The sequence below is a fragment of the Gracilibacillus oryzae genome, from assembly GCF_009498735.1.
Taxonomy (GTDB): domain Bacteria; phylum Bacillota; class Bacilli; order Bacillales; family Amphibacillaceae; genus Gracilibacillus; species Gracilibacillus oryzae.
This window is the reverse complement of the sequence record NZ_ML762424.1, coordinates 301,614-321,530: the sequence shown is the minus strand read 5'-3', so window position 1 is coordinate 321,530 and position 19,917 is coordinate 301,614. Positions and strand designations below refer to the sequence as shown.

Sequence of the window (19,917 nt, the reverse complement as noted above, 5' to 3'; positions counted from 1 at the left end):
TAACTATTAATAATGAAACTAATAGTTATTAATGATTACTAATCGTTCATTTATTTCATTTTTTTCAGAGGCAATTATTTTTTTCAATTAATTTCATATTATACATATAGTTTTTACTATCATCCCTTATATTGAAAAAAATAAGAACTTAGCATATGCCAGAAGAAATTCGTCTTAAATTAATAAAATGGCTAAAACAGTTCTAAAACTGAGAAAATGCCATATTTTGGACCTTTTTGAAAGGTTCGCTTCGATGACAAAATACCGATGGTTAAAGGTGCTGCTTCTCCAGTATGATGTCGCAATTTAAACAATATAAACACGAAAAAAACCAAATGGAAAAAAATGTATTTTTTTATCTACGAAAAATTTTTTTTAGGCTATTTATGAAGGATTTTTCTACAGAAGGCTTAAAGTAAAATGGTTGCTATAAAAGCACTTTATTCAACATAATTGGTTTTTTTATCTACGAAATTGGCCTTAAAATACTGCCAGAATAGGGGTTGCAAGGTTTTTTAGGGTGCTATATAATTGCAATCAACATCAAAACAGACGAAAACATGTTCTGATGAATAATTTTTGGAGGGAGGTAAAACTACCAGAATTTTATTACTTTAGGAGAATATAGAAAGGGGATGTTTTTATTGAAAAAAATTATTAGCAAGAAAATTTATGATACGGAAAAGGCAAAATTGGTTGCTGAGTACTCTAACGGATTATTTCTAGGTGATTTTAACCATCTGTATGAAGGGCTGTATTTATCTAATTCAGGCCAATTCTTCTTACATGCCCAAGGAGGACCACATACTAAATATAGTGAATCTAGCGGCAACTCAACGTCGGGAATTGAAACTATTATTCTACTGGATAATAATCAGGCATATGCTTGGCTAGAAAAGCATAATAAAATTGCTAAGATAGAAGATTATTTTTCAGAAATGATTAGAGAGGGCTAATAAAGTAGAAAACTTAAAAGGGTGTCATTATTATCTAATTCTATAGTATGGCCTTTCCTAAAAAGGGGAGACAATTTTGAAAAAACAACTTAAAAAGTTTGGCTACTTTTTAGTAGAAAAAGAATTTGCTAAAAGTAATCATGAGTATTATCAACAAGTCCTCAAAGGATTTAAAGGGATTTGCAAGCGAAAAAAATAAAACTGGTAAAAATCTATGAGGATAGGTATTCTGACAGAAAAGAACCAGAACCAAATGGGGAATACTGTAAACTCATTAGGGAAAAAAGGTAAAGATAACTATCTCATAAACTTTGCAATGGGACCTACTTCATTATGTCACCATAGGGTCAAACTGAAATTATATAGATATTACCGTATCTATATAACCTATTATCAAAATGATATTTACTGATATCACATATGTTACCACAAGGTTGTTTTAATGTGAAGTAAAAAAATTATAGTGATTATAAAATATTTAGTTCTTACCCAGAACAGTGGGTAAGAGCTACCACAATAAAGTATTTCTATAAAGACGAGGAGGAGATTGAATGAAAAAAGCAGTTGGCTATATAAAAGTAAGAAAAGACCGTGTAAACAGTCAACTTAATCAATTGGTTGTAGAGGGTATAAAAGAGATATGTAAACGAAATAATTGGGAATTGGTTCAAATTTATCAAGATAAGGTTACTCGAAGATCTAGTCCTAAGAAGGAATCAAGGAAATTGTTTACTGATATGAATGTCAATAACTCTGCGGATGTCACAATCATTTTTTGTTTCGGAGAGTATGTGATTTATGGACCTAATGAGATTGACTTCGTTTTAATGGAAGATTTGGAGATTGTGGATAAAGTAGAAAAGGAACTTTTCATACTTAGTCTTAAAAACGCTTAAAAAATACTATGAAGTGTAGCAATAATGTCACGAATTAACGCTACACCTTTTAATACAGGAGGTCATATAAAAATGAAAAAGAAAATGAAAGCAGTAGGTTACGTATCAGTTATAAAAAAATATGCAAAAAGTAAGGAACATCAAAAGGTTATGCAGGGATTCCAATTGCTATGTGATAAGAAAGGTTGGGAACTAGTTGAAATCTATGAAGATAAGAAGGAATCTTCCAAAGATCCAACACCTGAGATGGCTAGAATGTTTAGGGAGGTATCAATGAACAAAGATAGTGATATAGAAATCACAATTCACTATGCTTTTGGAGGCTACATGGTAAATCAAAAAAAGCAGGACACTGTTTCAAACCTCTAGAATGATTTTATTTATAATAAAAAAACTGGGTGGGTCGATACAGGGAGGTAAGACCAACCTCAAGTTAAAAAAGGAAATAACCAAAAGAAGAATTGCTAATGTATTCAAAAATAAAAGAGGAAGTAACTAGCACAAGAATAGGAACATTTCAATAGTAAAATGTTCATGTTACTAAACCTGAAAAAAACATGTGATTAAGAAGTTTTTTAGTAATATACGAGAGGTAGCCAAGGAGATTGCATGGAAGGGCAGTCTTTTTTGTTTGCTTTTTTTATATTGGTTTATCTGAATCTTTATTTGTTGCTTCTTCCATTTATACATTAAAACTATTATAGTTTTTAGTAAGAGGAGGGCTGGTATGAAAACGCCATATGAATTTTATAAGAAAATGCATCCACAACAATTTTCAGATTCAAAGAGTACTAGAAAAATTGATTTGAGCAAAGATATGTTTGATTACTACTTAGAAACATTAACAAGTAGGAGTCAAGAAAAAGATTTTGAAAACTTCTGCAGGAAAATAGCTGAAAAAGAAATCTGTCCAAATCTAATCATTCAGACAGGTCCTACTGGTGGTGGAGATAGTAAAGTTGATACCGAAACTTACCCAGTTTCAGATGATATTGCACTGTCTTGGTACAGTGGCGTTGGTAGAGAGGCTTCTAAGGAAAGATGGGCTTTTGCCATTAGTGCAAAGAAAGATTGGAAAAGTAAAGTAAAATCGGATGTCAAAAAAATTGTAGGGACTGGTAGGGGATATAGTGTTATTTATTTTATGAGTAACCAGTTTATATCTGATAAAAAGAGGGCTGATACTGAAGATGAACTAAGAAAAACGTATGAAGTAAATATCAGGATCCTCGATAAAATGTGGTTACTTGAGAAAGTGTTTAGTAGTAAGCATGAAAAAATTGCAGTTGAATGTTTTAATATCTCAGATAGATTTAGTGAAGCCGATGAAATAGGAAGTAGAGATTATGCGAAAAAAAAGAGACTGGATGACATTGAGGGACAGATTAAAGAGGATATAGAAAATGGTAATTATCACATACTTTCAGAAAAGGCTTTAGAAGCTGCGATAATTAGTAGGGAACTGGAATTTCCAAATTTAGAAACTTCCGGGAAATTTGAGAGAGCACAAAATATAATTAAAAGATACGGAACACATGTTCAGAAAAAGGAATGTTTGTATCAATGGGCTTGGACTATGTATTGGTGGTACATGGATTATGATGATTTTTACTTAAGATATCATAATTTTGAATCCCTAGTAGTTGATAGTTCTAATGTTTATGATCTGGAAAAGTTAACTAATCTTTGGATGAATTTACACACTATTACAAAGGGTGATAAGAGTAAATATAATTTTGAAGCACATACAACAGCAATACAAGAAGAATATGAAAAATTCATTTCAGATACATCAAGGCCTAATGCAGCTTTACAAGCCAAAGCAAATTATATAAATGTGAAATTGTTTATGGGTGGAGATATAAATCTATTAGTAGATGAATTCATTGAAATTGTAGAGCAAGGGAAAGATTCATTAGAATTTAATTTCTTAACAATAAAAAGAATAATTACGGAATTTCCAATATATCAAAAGGCGAAAAATTACGATACTCTTTTTGAACTACTAGTTTCAATTAGTGTGGAGAGAAAATCAGAAATTGAGGCAGCAAGATTATTAATAATCCGAAGTGAACAACTCATGAAAGAAAAACCATATACTGCCATTCGATTCTTGGGAAGAGCGATAGTAAAAATAACTAAAGATGAAAGCAAAAAAGAATTAACAAGGGCATTACTATTGATGGGGCAGTTGTTTGAGAGTGTAGACTTAAATTGGGCAGCACGTGGTTATTATTTAAACGCGTTTCATCTGTCTATTAATGAGTATTTTAATTCAGGTGAGGTAAATCCTACGCTTATTGGAAGCTTAAATAGCGTAAAGTTTATAGAACTGAAATTAGGAAGATTAATTCACTCAACAGAGTTTTACAAGTTAGAACAAATTGTAATTAATCTGTACTTATCAAATAATCCAGAAAGTGAATTGAAAGATATTGTGGAACAAGAATACAATTATGATTTCATTTTGGGTATACAAATATTTAGGACAGATTTAAATGATTTAAAAAAACTTTCATATTTTCCGAATTATTTAGAGGAGTGGGCATTAGAATTTTCATCTATAGCTATAAAATATTGTTTAGGTCATGTAGATGAAGAATTTAGCAATTCTTTTAATAATAATACGGAAGCGATGGAAGATTTTATAACTAAGTGGTACAATCAACCGGCTAGATTACAATTGATAGGATTACCATGGTATGGTACACGGAATAGTTATATTTTAAGTAGTAAAGTGATTGGATGTAAAATAAATATTTCCTCTGATATTCATTTCCCTTGTATTGAAATTGGCGAAAGTATATTAGGGTCAATTGAAGGTTTCCTATCCACTGGGACCGTAGATAAAATTCATTCATTTATTCCAGAAATCAATTTGCAAATTAAGTATATTGAACAGGATGAGTTCACCTTAGAAATAAGTAGGGTTAAAGATAGTATTAAGCCAGAATTTTTCATAACTTGTTCAAGTTATCCGGAAATAAATACGCCTGATGTTCAGATGAAAGTAAAAGAGTTTATAAAAGATGCAACAATTCAATTAATGGCTGAAATGGTTAATCTTGAATCATTTGATACTGCCGTTAAGCAAATGCTTGCAAAAGACAGTGCTTTAGATAGAGCAATCAATTTTACAGGTAGTTCATCAATAGTGTTTGAATATTTTAGTAAAGAAACACCTACGGTCAATAGTGTAGTCGAAAAGAATGGCTCAGAATTTGCATTAGAAAGAAAGCAACCTATATATATAGTAGATACTCTTATAAATGAAGAAAAAGAAGAGAATAACGATTCAATTGATGTTAAATATGAGAAACCATCTGAAGAAGAATTTAACATAGAAAATACTAAACAATCTGATATAGAAACTTTAGATATTATTAATATACCTTTATGGGAACAGTCTAAGTGGAAGGGGATATACTTTACTGGAGAATCTTCGCCTTTACCAGTATTTTCACCAATGTTTTCTTATGGTAAAGCTGGTCAGGAAATATTTAGAGAATGGATTGAGAAAGTAGGAAATGTTGATACGAAGAATAATATTAGGGTTGGCATAATAAAAGGGGTGAATAGAAATAAGCCTTATGATTATAGGGTTCTATTTACCGCTAATGAAACTTTAATAAGAACGAATAATTTAACGTCTAATAATTTAATAATGAGTCCAGCACGTATTATAACAATGGAACCAAGTGATCATGTCAACCTAAACATGTTTATTGAAGCATATAAAAAGGTCGGGAAATATATAATGTTTCCCAGTTCGTTTAATGAGAATAAATCTTTATCTATGAATAAGGAATTAAATATTTTAAAGAACGAAATTGAAATAATAAATGCGTGGGAGATAGATGAGGAAAGTTATCTTTCGCTCGCAATATTACCTTCCGATGAACCTGTAATTCCAGCAGTTGTAAGAGATGCGCCAGTATTAAAGGTTATTGACAGAATAAAAAGGATTCAAAGATAAAAGGTATTGATAACATAAATTGAAAATAACAATACACTGAATTAAAAATGGTTCATATCCAATATTTTTTTGTGAAATCAGTTGTTAAAATGTTATCAATTAGTAATAAAAAAGGAGGTATCAATTAGTAGACTGATTGATACCTCCAAAAACTTTGCCATTATTCCCCGCTTCTTTGCTATTGGCCACTGATTTAAAATGGTAAATCATCGTCCTCTATTTCTATGGGACCCCCATTATCAGGATCATTATAGTCATTAATAAACCAATTTCTAAATGGGGGTATATCAATAAATTCACTCAAATCTAAAAGGCAATCAGCCCCATCAAATTTTATCCCCCCTTGAGTTACAGGTAACAGCACTCTAGTTACGTCCTTATTTACAACAAGAAAAGTAATAAATTGTTCCCATGCCGGTAAATCATCACAATCATCCTTCTTGTTTAAATCATGAAAGATTGCTACTAGTTCAATATCTTCATAACCATCTGTTTGTTCCTTTTCCCATTCACAATAGTCAATAATCCCATCATAAAAGATACTTGCAGGCTGATGCCCTTCAGTTGCAAAATAAGCAACTGCTTTGTGTTTTTTCATATCATCTCCTCCTTATAATTCCGTTTTTCTAATTTCATAAGGAGTATATCAAGAATTTAAAAAGACCGCATCTTCATTTGTTAAAATTATTGATAAATATTGCAATGGTATAACCAGTGAACGTTTCACAGGATAATTATATAAAAAAAGCAGGTTCTAATCACCCGCTTCTCATTGTAAATTCTATAATAATGTAATCCAAATTATCTTCTTTAATTGAAATGTATTGTGGTTTCGTGACACATGCCCCGCGGTGCCACCCTTGTTATCACAAAAATATGTGATCACTTTAAAAACTGGTTAATGCCCAGTCACACATTGAAAATGTTTCGAAAAAGACCCAATTCCTTCTTTATCATGGTACCTATTCACAGCAGCCATAGGCTCTCTTTAACCAGGGGATAAGAAGTACTCCACTTTTTATTTTCAAATAATTATGATAATGATTGAATTATATAGAATCACGCAACTTTTTTCAAGTCAATTAAAAATAAATTACTAGCAAAACCACCATAACCAAAAACATTAACCCGCCTTGCACCAAAAAGAACTTTATTACATTTATATTTATCTTTTCAGACGGTTTGCGATTGTCTTGCCATTGGTCCTGCCACTGCTGTTGTTTATTTGTCCTTGTAAACACTTTTTTAAAACTGCTCGCTGTTATATCAAAGAATCCTCTTGAAATAACGAAGAGTAATAAGCCTGCACCTAAATATAACCCTGATAGATAAAAAGAAATATTAATATTATGAACGATTGTTATTTCTTTATATAGTAAGATATTCAAAATTAGACATACTAAACAATTAACAATAAAAACTGGTAAATGATATTTCACATTGATCCCTCCATAACTTATTATCCATGAAGAAAGTCGAAATAACAATTGTTAGAAAAATCTGAATTGTAAGAATATTCTCTCGACTTCAAGATAATTAGGTAATATTGTTCAATTATACTAGGTATAATGATTTGTTTTTGGTGGAAAATTAAAAAAAGTGTCGAATAGTCTATAAGTAGGCTGTATAATACTTTTAAAGTTAACAATAACTTTACAGAATATTAACATATCTTTAGGAGGAGCGCTAAATGAAGAATAAAAATTGGTTGTTGTTCTTGCTTGTTTCATTGGTAGCAATTACATTGGCTGCTTGTTCCACTGGTGGAACCGATAACAATACAGAAGAACAAGAGCAGAGCAGTGAAGGTGAAGAAACGACAGAAACTTCAGAAACACAGGGAGAAAAAGTGTTAAGAATTTCTGCTACTTCAGATATTCCGACAATGGACCCAATTATGACTGAAGACAACGTTTCAACACAATGGATTGATACAGTTTATGAAGGATTATACCGTCAGGCACCAGGTGGAGAAATTGTATCAGGTATTGCGAAGAAAGAAGAAACTGAAGTTAGTGAAGACGGTTTAACATATACATTCCATTTGCGTGAAGATGCAACATGGGCAAATGGAGATCCAGTTACAGCACAAGATTTTGTTTATGGCTGGCAGCGTGCTGCAAATCCTGCTAATGGATCTTTTTATGGAAATTACTTAATGAGCGGCAAAATTAAAAATGCAGAGCAAATTTTTGCTGAGGAATTAGCACCAGAAGAGCTTGGTGTTAGTGCGCCAGATGATTATACATTTGTAGTAGAGTTAGAAACACCAGTTCCATACTTTGATTCTTATGTTATTAACTCAAACTTCTTACCAGCTCATAAAGAGTTTGTCGAAGAGCAAGGAGATAATTTCTCATTAACTCCTGACAGCATTCTAGCAAATGGTCCTTACAAAATGACTAGCTGGAAAGCAGAAGAAGGCTGGGAATTAGTGAAAAACGAAACATACTGGGATGCAGAAAATGTAGCATTAGACGGTATTTCAGTAAAAGTATTGAAAGATGCTGATACAAGATTATCTAATTACGAAACTGGAAACATAGACAGAGTAACATTGTCCGGTTCCCAGGTGAAGGATAATCAGACAAGTCCAGAGTTTGGTTCATTAAGTGAAGCATCTACTTTCTATATGAAAATGAACCAAGAATCAGCTGAGAAAAGTGAATATATGCAAAACTACAATTTCCGTATGGCATTAGCGAAGGCTTTTGATAAACAAGCTTATATCGATGTTGTTTATGGAAATGATTCTATCCCTGCGAACTACTTTGTTCCAGCAGAGTTTGTGGAACACCCGGAAACAGGAGAAGACTTCCAGCAAGGCAGTGACCTGCTTGCTTATGACGTAGAGGCAGCAAAAGAATATTGGACAAAAGCAAAAGAAGAGCTAGGCTTTGAAGAAGTAACATTAAGCTTCCTAAGTGGTGATACAGATGTTGCTAAAAGTATCAGTGAAGTGATGAAAACTGAATTAGAGAAAAACTTAGAAGGATTATCAATTGAAACTGTAAATGTTCCTTGGGCACAGCAATTAGATTTAATGCGTGAAAAGAATTATGAATTAGCAGTTTCAGGCTGGATCCCAGATTATAAAGATGCTGTTTCATTTATTGACATTTTTGTAACTGGTGGAGAAAACAATGATGTTGGATATTCAAACGAAGAATATGATGCACTTGTTAAAGCAGCGAAAACTGAATTAGCACTTCAACCAGCTGAAAGATTTGAAGCATTACAACAAGCGGAACAAATTCTGTTAGAGGATGCTGCAATAGCACCAATCCTGCAAAGAAAAACATCAGTGCTTGCTAAGAATTATGTAAAAGGGTTAGATCAATTAAATCCTTTCTCAAATAATTACAGCTTTAAATATGCAGATATTCAAAAATAAGGTAACTAAGGGAAAGAGAGTATATTGACTATACTCTCTTTTATCCTGTTAAGAGAATTGTTTGAATATTTCATCAATTCGTCATTTTTATATAGGAGGTGGGAGCATTGGCGAAATACCTTATACAACGAATCATTTATATGATTATTACATTGCTGATCATTATATCAGCAACTTTTTTCCTTATGAAGATTATGCCAGGGTCTCCCTTTAATAATCTGGGAGGAAAAATAACCCCGGAACAACAAGCATTCTTAGAAGAAAAATATGGACTGGACGAGCCTGTACCTGTTCAATATTTTAATTATATAACAGGAGTTTTTCAAGGTGACTTTGGTGTGTCTTTTCAATATGAAAATCGTCCTGTGTCACAAATGATTTTAGATAGAATCGGTCCATCTGCCGAATTAGGTGCACAGGCATTAATCATTGGAGCAATATTAGGGATTATTTTAGGGATGATTGCTGCAATTAAACACAACACATGGCTCGATTACTCTTCAAACATAATCGCAGTTATTGGTATTTCGATCCCTTCTTTTGTTTTTGCGGGATTGCTACAATACTATCTTGCGGTTAAATGGCAGATTTTCCCTGTTTCGTTCTGGGAAAGCCCTATTCACACGGTTTTACCAACCATTGCCTTAATGATTTTCCCAATGGCAATATGTGCACGGTTTATGCGTACAGAGATGCTGGAGGTATTAGGATCGGATTATATCGAATTAGCACGTGCAAAAGGTGTTTCAAATAACAGCATTATGTTCAAACATGCATTAAGGAATGCGTTAATACCTGTTATTACTGTGCTGGGACCAATGACAGTAAGTTTAATGACAGGGACACTAGTTATTGAACAGATATTTGCCGTACCAGGTATCGGAGAACAGTTTGTAACCTCAATTAATACCAATGATTATCCAGTTATAATGGGAACAACTATTCTCTTCGCTGTATTATTTGTTGTAGTTATTTTGATTGTAGATTTACTTTATGGATTGATTGATCCAAGAATTCGTATTACAGGAGGGAAGGAATAATGGACAAAGCGACAGAAAAATATAGTAAAGAGAAGTTTCAGCGCGTCCATGTCCGAGAAGAGTTAAGTGAAGAACTTACTCGTCCACAGCTCTCCTTTTGGAAAGATGCTTGGCTTCGGTTATCGAAAAATAAAGGTGCAATTGGTGGTCTAATCGTTATTTTGCTGATCGTTGCCCTCGCATTAGTCGGTCCGTTAATGAATGACTATAAAATGGATGAAGCGAACTATGATGCAGCATATTTACCACCGAAAGTGCCAGGATTAGGCTGGCTTGGATTAGATGGAATGCAGACATATGAAGTACAGGGGACTACAGTAGATGATGCAGTTCAGCGTGGAATTACAGGTTACGAAATAGAAGAGCAATATGTACTGAATACAGAAGTAGTAGAAGAACCAAATGAAAGTAATGACAATTACTATAAAGTTGCAATGGAAGTGGATATTTATGCAGCTAAGGGTCTTGATGATACGTACTATTGGTTTGGTACAGATAATATGGGCCGGGATCTCTGGACAAGAATATGGAAAGGTACTCAGATCTCCCTGTTAATAGGGGTTTTAGCTGCATTAATTGACATGGTTATAGGAGTTCTTTATGGTGGAATATCCGGTTATTACGGTGGGCGTACCGATAATATTATGCAGCGTATTATTGAAGTGTTATCAGGTATACCGAACTTGGTTATCGTTATTTTAATGATTATGCTCCTTGATCCAGGTCTGACAGCAATTATTATTGCTTTATCGATTACCGGCTGGATTGGAATGGCAAGGATTGTCCGCGGGCAAGTAATGAAATTAAAAGGGCAAGAATTTGTTTTAGCTGCGAGAACATTAGGTGCGAATGATAAACGAATATTAATGAAACACTTAATTCCCAACGTGTTAAGTGTAATTATTATTAATACAATGTTTACAATCCCAAGTGCGATATTTTTCGAATCATTTTTAAGCTTTATTGGTCTTGGCTTAGTTCCGCCAGATGCATCATTAGGGACATTAATAGACACAGCATTTGATGACTACAGAGTTTATCCATATATGTTAGTCTTTCCTGCTGTCATTATATCTTTACTGATGATTGGCTTTAATATTTTAGCTGATGGAATGCGTGATGCATTAGATCCGAAAATGAGACGATAGAAAGGGAGGTGGAAGATAATGGATCCGATTTTAGATGTTAAAAACTTGAACGTAACTTTTGATACGTACGGTGGGAAAGTACAAGCTGTTCGTGGTGTGAACTTCTCTTTGAAAAAAGGGGAAACATTAGCGATTGTTGGGGAATCTGGTTCAGGTAAATCAGTTACAACCAAAGCGTTAATGGGATTAATTAAGAAACCTGCTGGTAAAATACCGGAAGGCGAAATTTTGTTTGATGGAAAAGATTTAGCGAAATTAGATAATAAGCAAATGCAGAAAATCCGTGGAAAAGATCTCTCAATGATTTTCCAGGATCCAATGACATCATTAAATCCAACAATGAAAATCGGTAAGCAAATTATGGAAGGATTAATTCTCCATCAAAAATTATCGAAACAGCAAGCAAAAGAAAGAGCGCTTGAATTATTAAATCTTGTAGGAATTCCCTACCCGGAAAAAAGAATGAATCAATATCCACACCAGTTTTCCGGTGGGATGCGTCAGCGTGTGGTAATCGCAATTGCACTTGCCTGCAATCCAAAAGTGTTAATTGCGGATGAGCCTACAACAGCACTGGATGTAACGATTCAGGCTCAAATTATTGAATTGATGAAAGATATTCAGAAAAAAATGGATACTTCCATTATCTTTATTACCCATGATCTTGGCGTTGTTGCAAATGTAGCAGATCGTGTTGCTGTTATGTATGCAGGGAAAATAGTAGAAATTGGTACAGTGGATGATGTTTTCTATAATCCTAAACATCCATATACATGGGGATTGCTAGGATCACTGCCTACTGTTGACAGCAATGAAGAGAAACTAATGGCAATACCGGGGACACCACCAGATCTGATTCATCCGCCGAAGGGTGATGCGTTTGCGGCAAGAAATGAATTTGCTTTGGCGATTGATTTTGAAGAGGAGCCACCAATGTTCAAAGTTTCTGATACTCACTCTGCTGCAACATGGTTATTGCATGAAAATGCGCCAGACATTGAGCCGCCAGCTACAGTGAAGAAGAGAATGGCTGGCATCTCTGTTGAGGGGGAACGTCAATCATGAAGCAAGAAAAAATATTAGAAGTGAAAGATTTAAAACAACATTTTGATGCAGGAAAGAAAGGTGTCATCAAAGCGGTAGATGGGATCAGTTTTGATATTTACCGTGGAGAAACATTCGGTCTTGTTGGAGAGTCAGGCTGCGGGAAATCTACAACAGGAAGAACCATTATCCGTTTATATAATGCCACAAATGGCGAAGTAATTTTTAATGGTAAAGATGTACACAGTGCGAAGTCAAAAAAAGATTTAAAGGCGTTTAACCGGCAGATGCAAATGATATTCCAGGATCCTTATGCTTCTTTAAACCCTAGAATGACAGTAAAGGATATTATTGCAGAGGGTATGGATATTCACGGATTAGCCAAAAACGACCAGGAAAAGACAGCAAGAGTACATGAATTGCTGGAAACAGTTGGCTTAAATAAGCAGCACGCTTCCCGTTATCCACACGAATTCAGTGGTGGACAGCGGCAAAGAATTGGTATCGCAAGAGCACTTGCAGTAGATCCTGAGTTTATTATAGCTGATGAACCAATTTCTGCACTTGATGTTTCAATCCAGGCACAGGTGGTAAACTTATTGAAAGAGCTACAGCAAGAAAGAGGGTTAACTTATCTCTTTATTGCCCATGATTTATCAATGGTGAAATATATTAGTGACAGAATTGCTGTAATGTATGCAGGAAGAATTGTGGAATTAGCGGAAAGTGATGAATTGTACAATAACCCATTACATTCCTATACAAAGTCATTATTATCAGCAATACCGGTCCCTGACCCTGAATTTGAAAGAAATAGAGAGCGTGTATTATTTGATCACTCAAGCTATAATCCAGAAGGTTCAGAACTGCGGGAAGTCAAGGCGGGACATTGGGTGTTATGCACGGAAGAAGAAATGAAACAATATCAGGTTTAACAATAGAGAGGCTCTTATCTTTTAACAGGATAAGGGCCTTTCCGTCATACATAGAAAAATTCTTACAAAAAATTTAAATAAATTGGTTAAATTTTAACAAAAGTATCGTTATTTTCTTTATACTGTATATAAAACATAAAAAAATTGTAGGAGATTGATAGAAAATGATGAAAACCACACAGCTGAGACAAAAGCTCATAATTCTAATTTTTGCAGGATTTTTACTTGCACCTGTCAGTTTATTTGCAGAAGATAGTGAGGAAATGTTAAGCGCTTCTTTACATACTCAAAAACGGAGTGCGGATCTGTCATTAGATGTTCCGAGCAGTCTGCCACTTTTTACATATCAAAGTGGTTTGAATTTTGAATATCCAGATGCTGTTCGAGGAATTTACGTAACAGGAAATTCTGCTGGTGGCAGCCGATTCGAGAAATTAGTGAATTTAATCGAAACTACTGAATTAAATTCTATGGTCATCGATGTAAAAGAGGATCACGGGAATTTAACTTTCAAACCAGAAGAAGGGTCCGAGTTTGAAGATATATCAAAAAACTTTATAAGTGATCCTCGAGCGATGTTAGAAGTACTAGAGGAAAAACAGATTTATCCGATTGCCAGAATTGTAGTGTTTAAAGACTCTGTATTGGCTAAAAAACGCCCTGATCTGTCATTTACAAAGAATGGAGAAGTATGGGTAAATGGCAAGGGTGAAGCATTTGTCAGCCCATTCCAGAAAGAAGTATGGGAATATAATGTAAAAATAGCCAAAATGGCAGCAGAACTTGGATTTAAAGAAATTCAATTTGATTATGTTCGTTTTCCGGAAGGATTTGAAAAAAGAGATAAAGAATTGACGTATGATTTAGGTGATTATAAAGATTCCGAAATGAATGGTGTGAAGAAAAGAGTAGAAGCAGTAACTGATTTTGTCGCATATGCAAGAGAAGAATTAGCATATTATGATGTGGATGTTTCTGTTGATATTTTCGGTTATTCTGCAACAATTAAAGAGGCACCAGGAATTGGACAGAATTTTTCCAGAATTTCTGATAATGTGGATGTCATTTCATCTATGATCTATCCAAGTCACTGGACATCATATTTCGGCATTACCAATCCTGATGAAGAGCCATATCGTCTAGTGACTGAATATGCAAAGGTAGAAAATGAAGTATTAGGACAATTAGAAGATCCACCAGTATCAAGACCCTGGATTCAGGACTTTGAAGCACCATGGCTATACAGTGGACCGACATTCCAATATGGAAAAGCAGAAGTGGAAGCCCAGATTCGTGCATTAAATGAGAATGGCATTGATGAATTTCTTCTCTGGAATGCCGGAAATTCTTATACAGAAGGGGTAGATTACACCCCGATCAATTAATTATAGCAATATATGATTAATACAATGGCAGAAGGGGTATATTAATTTCGATGATCCATAGACAAAGAATGGAACAGAGGTGTTGTCAGTGAACTGGTATGATAAGTTAAATCAATATTTTCCAGTAACAGAAATGAAATCAAAAGAACATATGGAACTGCTTTTAGAGGAAAAAGGGGATGTATATTATAAAGATGAAGGTCCGCATCATGTTCTGATGTATGCGGAGTTTCCCACTTTTATTTTTATCGACTATGTATATGTATCGACAGAGTCACGCGGTCAAGGTATTGGCCACCAATTGATTGAAAAATTAAAGCAAAAAAACAAACCAATCATTTTAGAAGTGGAGCCATATGATTATGAAGATACGGATTCTACAAAGCGGCTCCGGTTTTATCAACGAGAAGGATTTAAGCATGCTTTATCAATTGGATATACGCGAAAATCATTAGCCACAAATGAGAATAACACACTGGAAATCCTATATTGGTCGCCTACAGGTGAGAATGAAGAGGAAATTTATCAGCAAATGAAGAAGATGTATGAAGATATTCATACATATAAGGATACAGAGGTCTATGGAAAGTCATATCAGCCAGTTGATGAAGTACTCACATATGGACAAAACCGTGAAGTAAATGATATTTTTGAAGCGCTGAAAAAATCTGAAAAAAAAAGAAAAAATAATGAGTGAAATTATGTTTAACAAGGGATTGGGAGGGTATACTTTAATTGAATAAAGAATGTGGAAAAAGTGAAGAAAATCACGTAATGCTCTATCATTCCAACACAATATGTAGTATACTATAGTACATAGTTAGTAATTTAAACTAATTTTAATGTAATAAAAGATGTTGAGTGAGAAGCATCCATATTATAAATTTAATTGATATTGAGGAGTGAAGTTACATGGTAACACTTTATACCTCGCCAAGTTGTACATCATGTCGGAAAGCTAAAGCATGGTTAGAGGAGCATAACATTGCATTTCACGAACGTAATATTTTCTCAGAACCATTAACGCTTGATGAAATTAAAGAAATTTTACGAATGACTGAAGATGGTACAGATGAAATCATTTCGACACGTTCGAAGGTTTTCCAAAAGCTGAATGTGAACTTAGACCAGTTACCTTTAAAGGATTTATTCCAGTTGATTCAAGATAACCCTGGCTTGTTAAGAAGACCAATTATTCTTGATGAAAAAAGACTCCAAGTTGGTTATAATGAAGATGAAATCAGAAGATTCTTACCTCGTACTGTAAGAACATTTCAATTGCGTGAAGCACAAAGAATGGTTAATTAAAAAAGCAGATCTCCCAAAGATCTGCTTTTTTTTCCACTATAGATATAAATGGGCTGTGATGAACCATAAAAATGATGTATTTATCTAATGACAAATGATATAGAATAAGCTACAATCTATAGTTAATACCACCTTTATGAACAGCATAAGATAAAAAAATGATAAATTTAAGTTTTTATGTTTTCAAATGAGCCATCATTGTCATACAATAGAAATAACACCTTTGCAATAAATGATTTAGCAATGTATTAGGGTATAGAAAAAATAAGGGTTTAGATAGATGAATGGTAATTCCCTTCCAACCCAAACATTCAAATAAGAAGGGAGAGTTAATCTATGGAAATAGAAAGAATCAATGAAAATACGATCAAATTCTATATCTCATACATGGATATTGAAGACCGGGGCTTTGATCGTGAAGAAATCTGGTACAATCGTGAAAAGAGCGAGCAATTGTTCTGGCAGGTAATGGATGAAGTTAATTATAATGAAGAAGATTTTCAAATAGACGGACCTTTATGGATACAAGTGCAAGCACTCGAAAAAGGACTGGAAATTGTCGTAACCAAAGCACAAATATCAAAAGATGGACAGAACCTACAATTGCCTACAGAATCCGGCAAGACGATAGATATGCCTGTAGATGATAAAATCGAATCTCTCCTGGAAGAGAAATTCGGCCCTTTAAACAGGGATGAAGTCGAGGTGGAAGAGCAATATGGTCAAGATTTTGTTGTAGTCGTGAGCTTCAAAGACCTTGAAGATGTTATCCAGTTAAGTCATGTATTCGAATCCGCTGAAGGCATGGGAGAAGAACTGTATTTTCATAAAGGACAATATATGCTTGTAACAAGATTTGATGAGGAATATTTATCAGATGATGAACAAGAAGATCTGATTAGCCAAATACTCGAATTTGGTACAGAGTCATCGGAAACTATGTTTGTTGTACAGGAATATGGTAAAGTGATTTTCAGTGAGGACGCACTGGCACAAGTAAAAGAGCATTTTCAAGTATAACCAGGCATTTCTACAAAGAAATGCCTGTTTTTTTTTTGAAACCACTGTAATAGCTGCATATGAAATGTACGTAACCTCGCACAGGCTCAAAGCCATTATTTCCATCTTCTCAACTTATCGAACACAAAAAGTCGCTGACAAGTTTAATCAGACCTTTCGAAATACGAAATAATTTATGTTAGTATAATGGAAGTGTATAAATACTATAAATAGTACAGATTATAAAAGATCGCAAAATAGAAAGAAGGAAATAAAATATATGGTTGAACATGGACAGATAAATCGTACCCCTCTGATGATCGTGCTCATATCAGGGGCGTTTGTAGCGATATTAAATCAAACATTATTAGGTACGGCATTGCCGCATATTATGGCAGACTTGGAAATTAATGAAGCACTAGCGCAATGGCTTCAGTCAATTTTTATGCTGGTAAATGGTATTATGATCCCTATTACCGCATTTTTAATTGGGAAATTCACAACAAGGTCATTATTTTTAACAGCAATGGGCAGTTTTGCTGTCGGTACACTGATCTGTGCCATTGCACCAGGCTTTTATGTCCTGCTGATTGGACGTGTTTTACAGGCAGCCGGTGCAGGTATTATGATGCCATTGATGCAAACGATTATGTTTTTAGTATTCCCAATTGAAAAAAGAGGTACAGCAATGGGAATGTTCGGATTAGTAATTGCATTTGCACCTGCAATTGGACCAACCTTATCAGGATATTTAGTACAGCATTTTGATTGGCGAAGTCTGTTTTATGTAATATTGCCAATTGCTATTCTTGATATCATTGTTGCTGTTAAAATTTTGGTGAATGTAACGAAACAAACCGATCCGAAAGTAGACATTCCATCAATAGTCTTATCAACATTAGGCTTCGGTGGATTGCTATATGGATTCAGTACAGCGGGAGATGTCAATCATGGCTGGACTAGTCCATTAGTTCTTATACCGTTAATCATCGGTGCTGTTACACTGTATATCTTTATCAGTCGTCAGTTAAAAATAGCACAGCCGATCTTGGAATTCCGAATTTTTCAATACAAGATGTTTACTCTAACAACGGCAATAGGAATGATTTCTTTTTTTGCCATGATCGGTGGGGCGATTATTTTACCAATCATGATGCAAAGTTATCTTGGATTTACAGCAGTGCAATCAGGATTAATGCTGCTCCCTGGAGCATTGTTAATGGGGGCGATGAACCCGATTACTGGAAGGTTATTTGATAAGTTTGGCGGAAAATGGTTAGCGATTATTGGCTTGGGCTTACTGACTGTTACAACATTTTTGTTTTCCACATTAACAACAGAAACAAGTTTTCTTTACTTGACCATTGTTAATGCTGTCCGCATGTTCGGGATTGCCATGGTAATGATGCCAGTTACAACCGCAGGGTTAAATCAATTGCCAAGTGATATGGTTCCACACGGTACAGCGATGAATAATACGATGAGACAAATGGCCGGAGCAATAGGTACAGCATTGTTAGTGTCCATTATGATAAACCAGGCAAACCCGTCAAATGGAATGGCAGGAATGATTCATGGAGTGAATATGTCCTTTTTAGTTGCTGCCATTATATCGGTTGTAGGCTTTGTATTAGCATTTTTTATTAAAAATTCGATACCAGGTAAAATCGAAAACTAAGCAGGAAAAATCACTTCCATGTCGAATAAGACGGTGGAGGTGATTTTTTGTTACAAGCATTAGATAATCATGGAAAAGTTGTGACACTATATTCATTAAACAAAGAAAGGTTGGCCAAGCTGAAAGTGGAAGGTCATTTCTATTGCCCTGTCTGTAAAGAGAAGCTTTTGATTCGAGCCGGTGAAAAAGTCATTGCCCATTTTGCCCATCACAGAAAATCTTCCTGCCCGCATGGCGGTGAGGGTGCTTATCATGAACAAGGAAAGCTGGATTTGTATAAATGGTTTAGTGATCAAGGATTTCGAGTGAAATTAGAACATTATTTAGCCGAAATTAAACAGCGCCCTGATTTATTAGTAGAGATAGGATCGAAGACTTTAGCGATTGAATTCCAATGTGCAAGCATTCCAATGAGTGATGTACAAAGGAGAACAGCGAAATATCGCGAGAATGGCTTTGTCCCCATATGGATCTTAGGTGCTAACAAGCTGAATCGTTTAACAAGTCAAATGATCAAGATATCCTCAACAGACGCTAGCTATATTCATCAATTCCACGAATATTTTCCACTCTCCATCTACTATTACTGCAGCTTACAAAAACAGTTTATCTTCTTTCAGGATTTTTATTTCTTCACACAAACCAAAGCATATGGCAGTCTGTCTGTTATGGCATTAGACAGAGCTACATTGAAAGATTTCTTTACAATGAGAAAGTTGCCATCAGATCAGTTACTACAGACATGGAGAGAGGAATTGAAAAAATGGCGGAATCGCCCTGTTCCTTTTCATCAAAAAAACGAAACAGCATGGCGACAGTGGCTGTATCTTCATCAACTGAATGTCCAAACTTTACCATACTTTGTGAATTTGCCAATTCAAACGGAATTTATGGCCAAAAGTCCGCCATGGGTCTGGCAAAGTCGTCTATATCTTGATTTAATTTTGAAACAGAAAAAATTCTCATTTACAGATGCACATGATATCCTTCGAAATCATTTCTATCCTGCTTCTGATTTTCCCCTTATTCATTCATCATTTCATCCGGTCAGAGAATATTTTCAAATGCTTGAACGGATTGGTATTCTAAAATGCTATAAACAAAATATATATGTTGTAATACGTACAACTGTATGATTGATACCAATGTAAGTTATAA

Annotated in this window: 18 protein-coding genes; 16 read left to right on the top strand and 2 right to left on the bottom strand. The window is 34.5% G+C overall.

The genetic code is table 11. From position 1 onward, the window contains the following. Positions 1–644 precede the first annotated feature (644 nt). The 5 genes from F9U64_RS01595 to F9U64_RS01580 all read left to right on the top strand — a co-directional run bounded on the left by F9U64_RS01595 (position 645) and on the right by F9U64_RS01580 (position 5,828). Positions 645–956 carry a hypothetical protein gene (locus tag F9U64_RS01595; RefSeq protein ID WP_153401022.1) on the top strand — a complete coding sequence of 104 codons (312 nt, stop codon included), beginning with the start codon at positions 645–647 and terminating at the stop codon, positions 954–956. 76 nt (positions 957–1,032) lie between these two features. Beyond that, entirely contained in the window at positions 1,033–1,155 is a 123-nt protein-coding gene (locus tag F9U64_RS23340) for a hypothetical protein (protein WP_266095230.1), read from the top strand. A gap of 352 nt (positions 1,156–1,507) precedes the next feature. After that, a complete protein-coding gene (locus F9U64_RS01590) occupies positions 1,508–1,852 on the top strand; it encodes a hypothetical protein (protein WP_153401021.1) in 345 nt (114 codons plus the stop codon). A 72-nt stretch (positions 1,853–1,924) separates the two neighbouring features. Beyond that, a complete protein-coding gene (locus tag F9U64_RS01585) occupies positions 1,925–2,221 on the top strand; it encodes a recombinase family protein (protein ID WP_153401020.1) in 297 nt (98 codons plus the stop codon). Between the two features lie 358 nt (positions 2,222–2,579). Further along, positions 2,580–5,828 (top strand): hypothetical protein, encoded by a 3,249-nt coding sequence (locus F9U64_RS01580; RefSeq protein WP_153401019.1) that lies wholly within the window; start codon positions 2,580–2,582, stop codon positions 5,826–5,828. Between the two features lie 193 nt (positions 5,829–6,021). Here the strand turns inward: F9U64_RS01580 and F9U64_RS01575 are convergent, their stop codons facing one another. Then, on the bottom strand, positions 6,022–6,426 hold the full coding sequence (locus tag F9U64_RS01575; RefSeq protein WP_153401018.1) for a hypothetical protein: 405 nt from the start codon (positions 6,424–6,426) through the stop codon (positions 6,022–6,024). A gap of 484 nt (positions 6,427–6,910) precedes the next feature. Further along, positions 6,911–7,267 carry a DUF3899 domain-containing protein gene (locus F9U64_RS01570; RefSeq protein WP_194287248.1) on the bottom strand — a complete coding sequence of 119 codons (357 nt, stop codon included), beginning with the start codon at positions 7,265–7,267 and terminating at the stop codon, positions 6,911–6,913. A gap of 251 nt (positions 7,268–7,518) precedes the next feature. On the opposite strand from F9U64_RS01570, the gene F9U64_RS01565 reads away from it, so the two are divergent. The 11 genes from F9U64_RS01565 (at position 7,519) to F9U64_RS01515 (ending at position 19,895) form a co-directional block, all read left to right on the top strand. Then, on the top strand, positions 7,519–9,222 hold the full coding sequence (locus F9U64_RS01565; RefSeq protein ID WP_153401016.1) for a peptide ABC transporter substrate-binding protein: 1,704 nt from the start codon (positions 7,519–7,521) through the stop codon (positions 9,220–9,222). Between the two features lie 107 nt (positions 9,223–9,329). Further along, the gene (gene opp3b / locus F9U64_RS01560; protein ID WP_153401015.1) at positions 9,330–10,262 is read left to right on the top strand and encodes an oligopeptide ABC transporter permease; all 933 of its coding nucleotides are present in this window, start codon (positions 9,330–9,332) and stop codon (positions 10,260–10,262) included. Continuing rightward, entirely contained in the window at positions 10,262–11,410 is a 1,149-nt protein-coding gene (gene opp3C, locus F9U64_RS01555; RefSeq protein WP_153401014.1) for an oligopeptide ABC transporter permease, read from the top strand. The genes opp3b and opp3C overlap by 1 nt, the downstream gene beginning before the upstream one ends. 18 nt (positions 11,411–11,428) lie before the next feature. Continuing rightward, complete coding sequence (locus F9U64_RS01550; protein ID WP_153401013.1) at positions 11,429–12,475, top strand: ABC transporter ATP-binding protein; 1,047 nt, start codon at positions 11,429–11,431, stop codon at positions 12,473–12,475. Continuing rightward, positions 12,472–13,389, top strand: a complete 918-nt coding sequence (locus F9U64_RS01545) for an ABC transporter ATP-binding protein (protein ID WP_153401012.1) — start codon at positions 12,472–12,474, stop codon at positions 13,387–13,389. The genes F9U64_RS01550 and F9U64_RS01545 overlap by 4 nt, the downstream gene beginning before the upstream one ends. A 167-nt stretch (positions 13,390–13,556) precedes the next feature. After that, complete coding sequence (locus F9U64_RS01540; RefSeq protein ID WP_407647266.1) at positions 13,557–14,774, top strand: putative glycoside hydrolase; 1,218 nt, start codon at positions 13,557–13,559, stop codon at positions 14,772–14,774. 88 nt (positions 14,775–14,862) lie between these two features. After that, positions 14,863–15,471 carry a GNAT family N-acetyltransferase gene (locus tag F9U64_RS01535; protein ID WP_153401010.1) on the top strand — a complete coding sequence of 203 codons (609 nt, stop codon included), beginning with the start codon at positions 14,863–14,865 and terminating at the stop codon, positions 15,469–15,471. 215 nt (positions 15,472–15,686) lie between these two features. Next, on the top strand, positions 15,687–16,082 hold the full coding sequence (spxA, locus tag F9U64_RS01530) for a transcriptional regulator SpxA (RefSeq protein ID WP_153401009.1): 396 nt from the start codon (positions 15,687–15,689) through the stop codon (positions 16,080–16,082). Positions 16,083–16,418: 336 nt separating this feature from the next. After that, positions 16,419–17,102 (top strand): adaptor protein MecA, encoded by a 684-nt coding sequence (mecA, locus tag F9U64_RS01525; RefSeq protein ID WP_153401008.1) that lies wholly within the window; start codon positions 16,419–16,421, stop codon positions 17,100–17,102. Positions 17,103–17,307: 205 nt separating this feature from the next. Beyond that, positions 17,308–18,759, top strand: coding sequence for an MDR family MFS transporter (locus F9U64_RS01520; RefSeq protein ID WP_153401007.1), 1,452 nt, complete (start codon positions 17,308–17,310; stop codon positions 18,757–18,759). Between the two features lie 47 nt (positions 18,760–18,806). After that, the gene (locus tag F9U64_RS01515) at positions 18,807–19,895 is read left to right on the top strand and encodes a competence protein CoiA (protein ID WP_153401006.1); all 1,089 of its coding nucleotides are present in this window, start codon (positions 18,807–18,809) and stop codon (positions 19,893–19,895) included. The last annotated feature ends 22 nt before the right edge of the window (positions 19,896–19,917 follow it).

What these genes read in the sequence shown, in the direction of transcription:
- opp3C (WP_153401014.1), top strand. Translation starts at nt 10,262, where the DNA reads ATGGACAAAGCGACAGAAAAATATAGTAAAGAGAAGTTTCAGCGCGTC.
- F9U64_RS01585 (WP_153401020.1), top strand. Translation starts at nt 1,925, where the DNA reads ATGAAAAAGAAAATGAAAGCAGTAGGTTACGTATCAGTTATAAAAAAA.
- F9U64_RS01550 (WP_153401013.1), top strand. Translation starts at nt 11,429, where the DNA reads ATGGATCCGATTTTAGATGTTAAAAACTTGAACGTAACTTTTGATACG.
- F9U64_RS01580 (WP_153401019.1), top strand. Translation starts at nt 2,580, where the DNA reads ATGAAAACGCCATATGAATTTTATAAGAAAATGCATCCACAACAATTT.
- mecA (WP_153401008.1), top strand. Translation starts at nt 16,419, where the DNA reads ATGGAAATAGAAAGAATCAATGAAAATACGATCAAATTCTATATCTCA.
- F9U64_RS01540 (WP_407647266.1), top strand. Translation starts at nt 13,557, where the DNA reads ATGAAAACCACACAGCTGAGACAAAAGCTCATAATTCTAATTTTTGCA.
- F9U64_RS01575 (WP_153401018.1), bottom strand. Translation starts at nt 6,426, where the DNA reads ATGAAAAAACACAAAGCAGTTGCTTATTTTGCAACTGAAGGGCATCAG.
- spxA (WP_153401009.1), top strand. Translation starts at nt 15,687, where the DNA reads ATGGTAACACTTTATACCTCGCCAAGTTGTACATCATGTCGGAAAGCT.
- F9U64_RS01565 (WP_153401016.1), top strand. Translation starts at nt 7,519, where the DNA reads ATGAAGAATAAAAATTGGTTGTTGTTCTTGCTTGTTTCATTGGTAGCA.
- F9U64_RS01545 (WP_153401012.1), top strand. Translation starts at nt 12,472, where the DNA reads ATGAAGCAAGAAAAAATATTAGAAGTGAAAGATTTAAAACAACATTTT.
- F9U64_RS01590 (WP_153401021.1), top strand. Translation starts at nt 1,508, where the DNA reads ATGAAAAAAGCAGTTGGCTATATAAAAGTAAGAAAAGACCGTGTAAAC.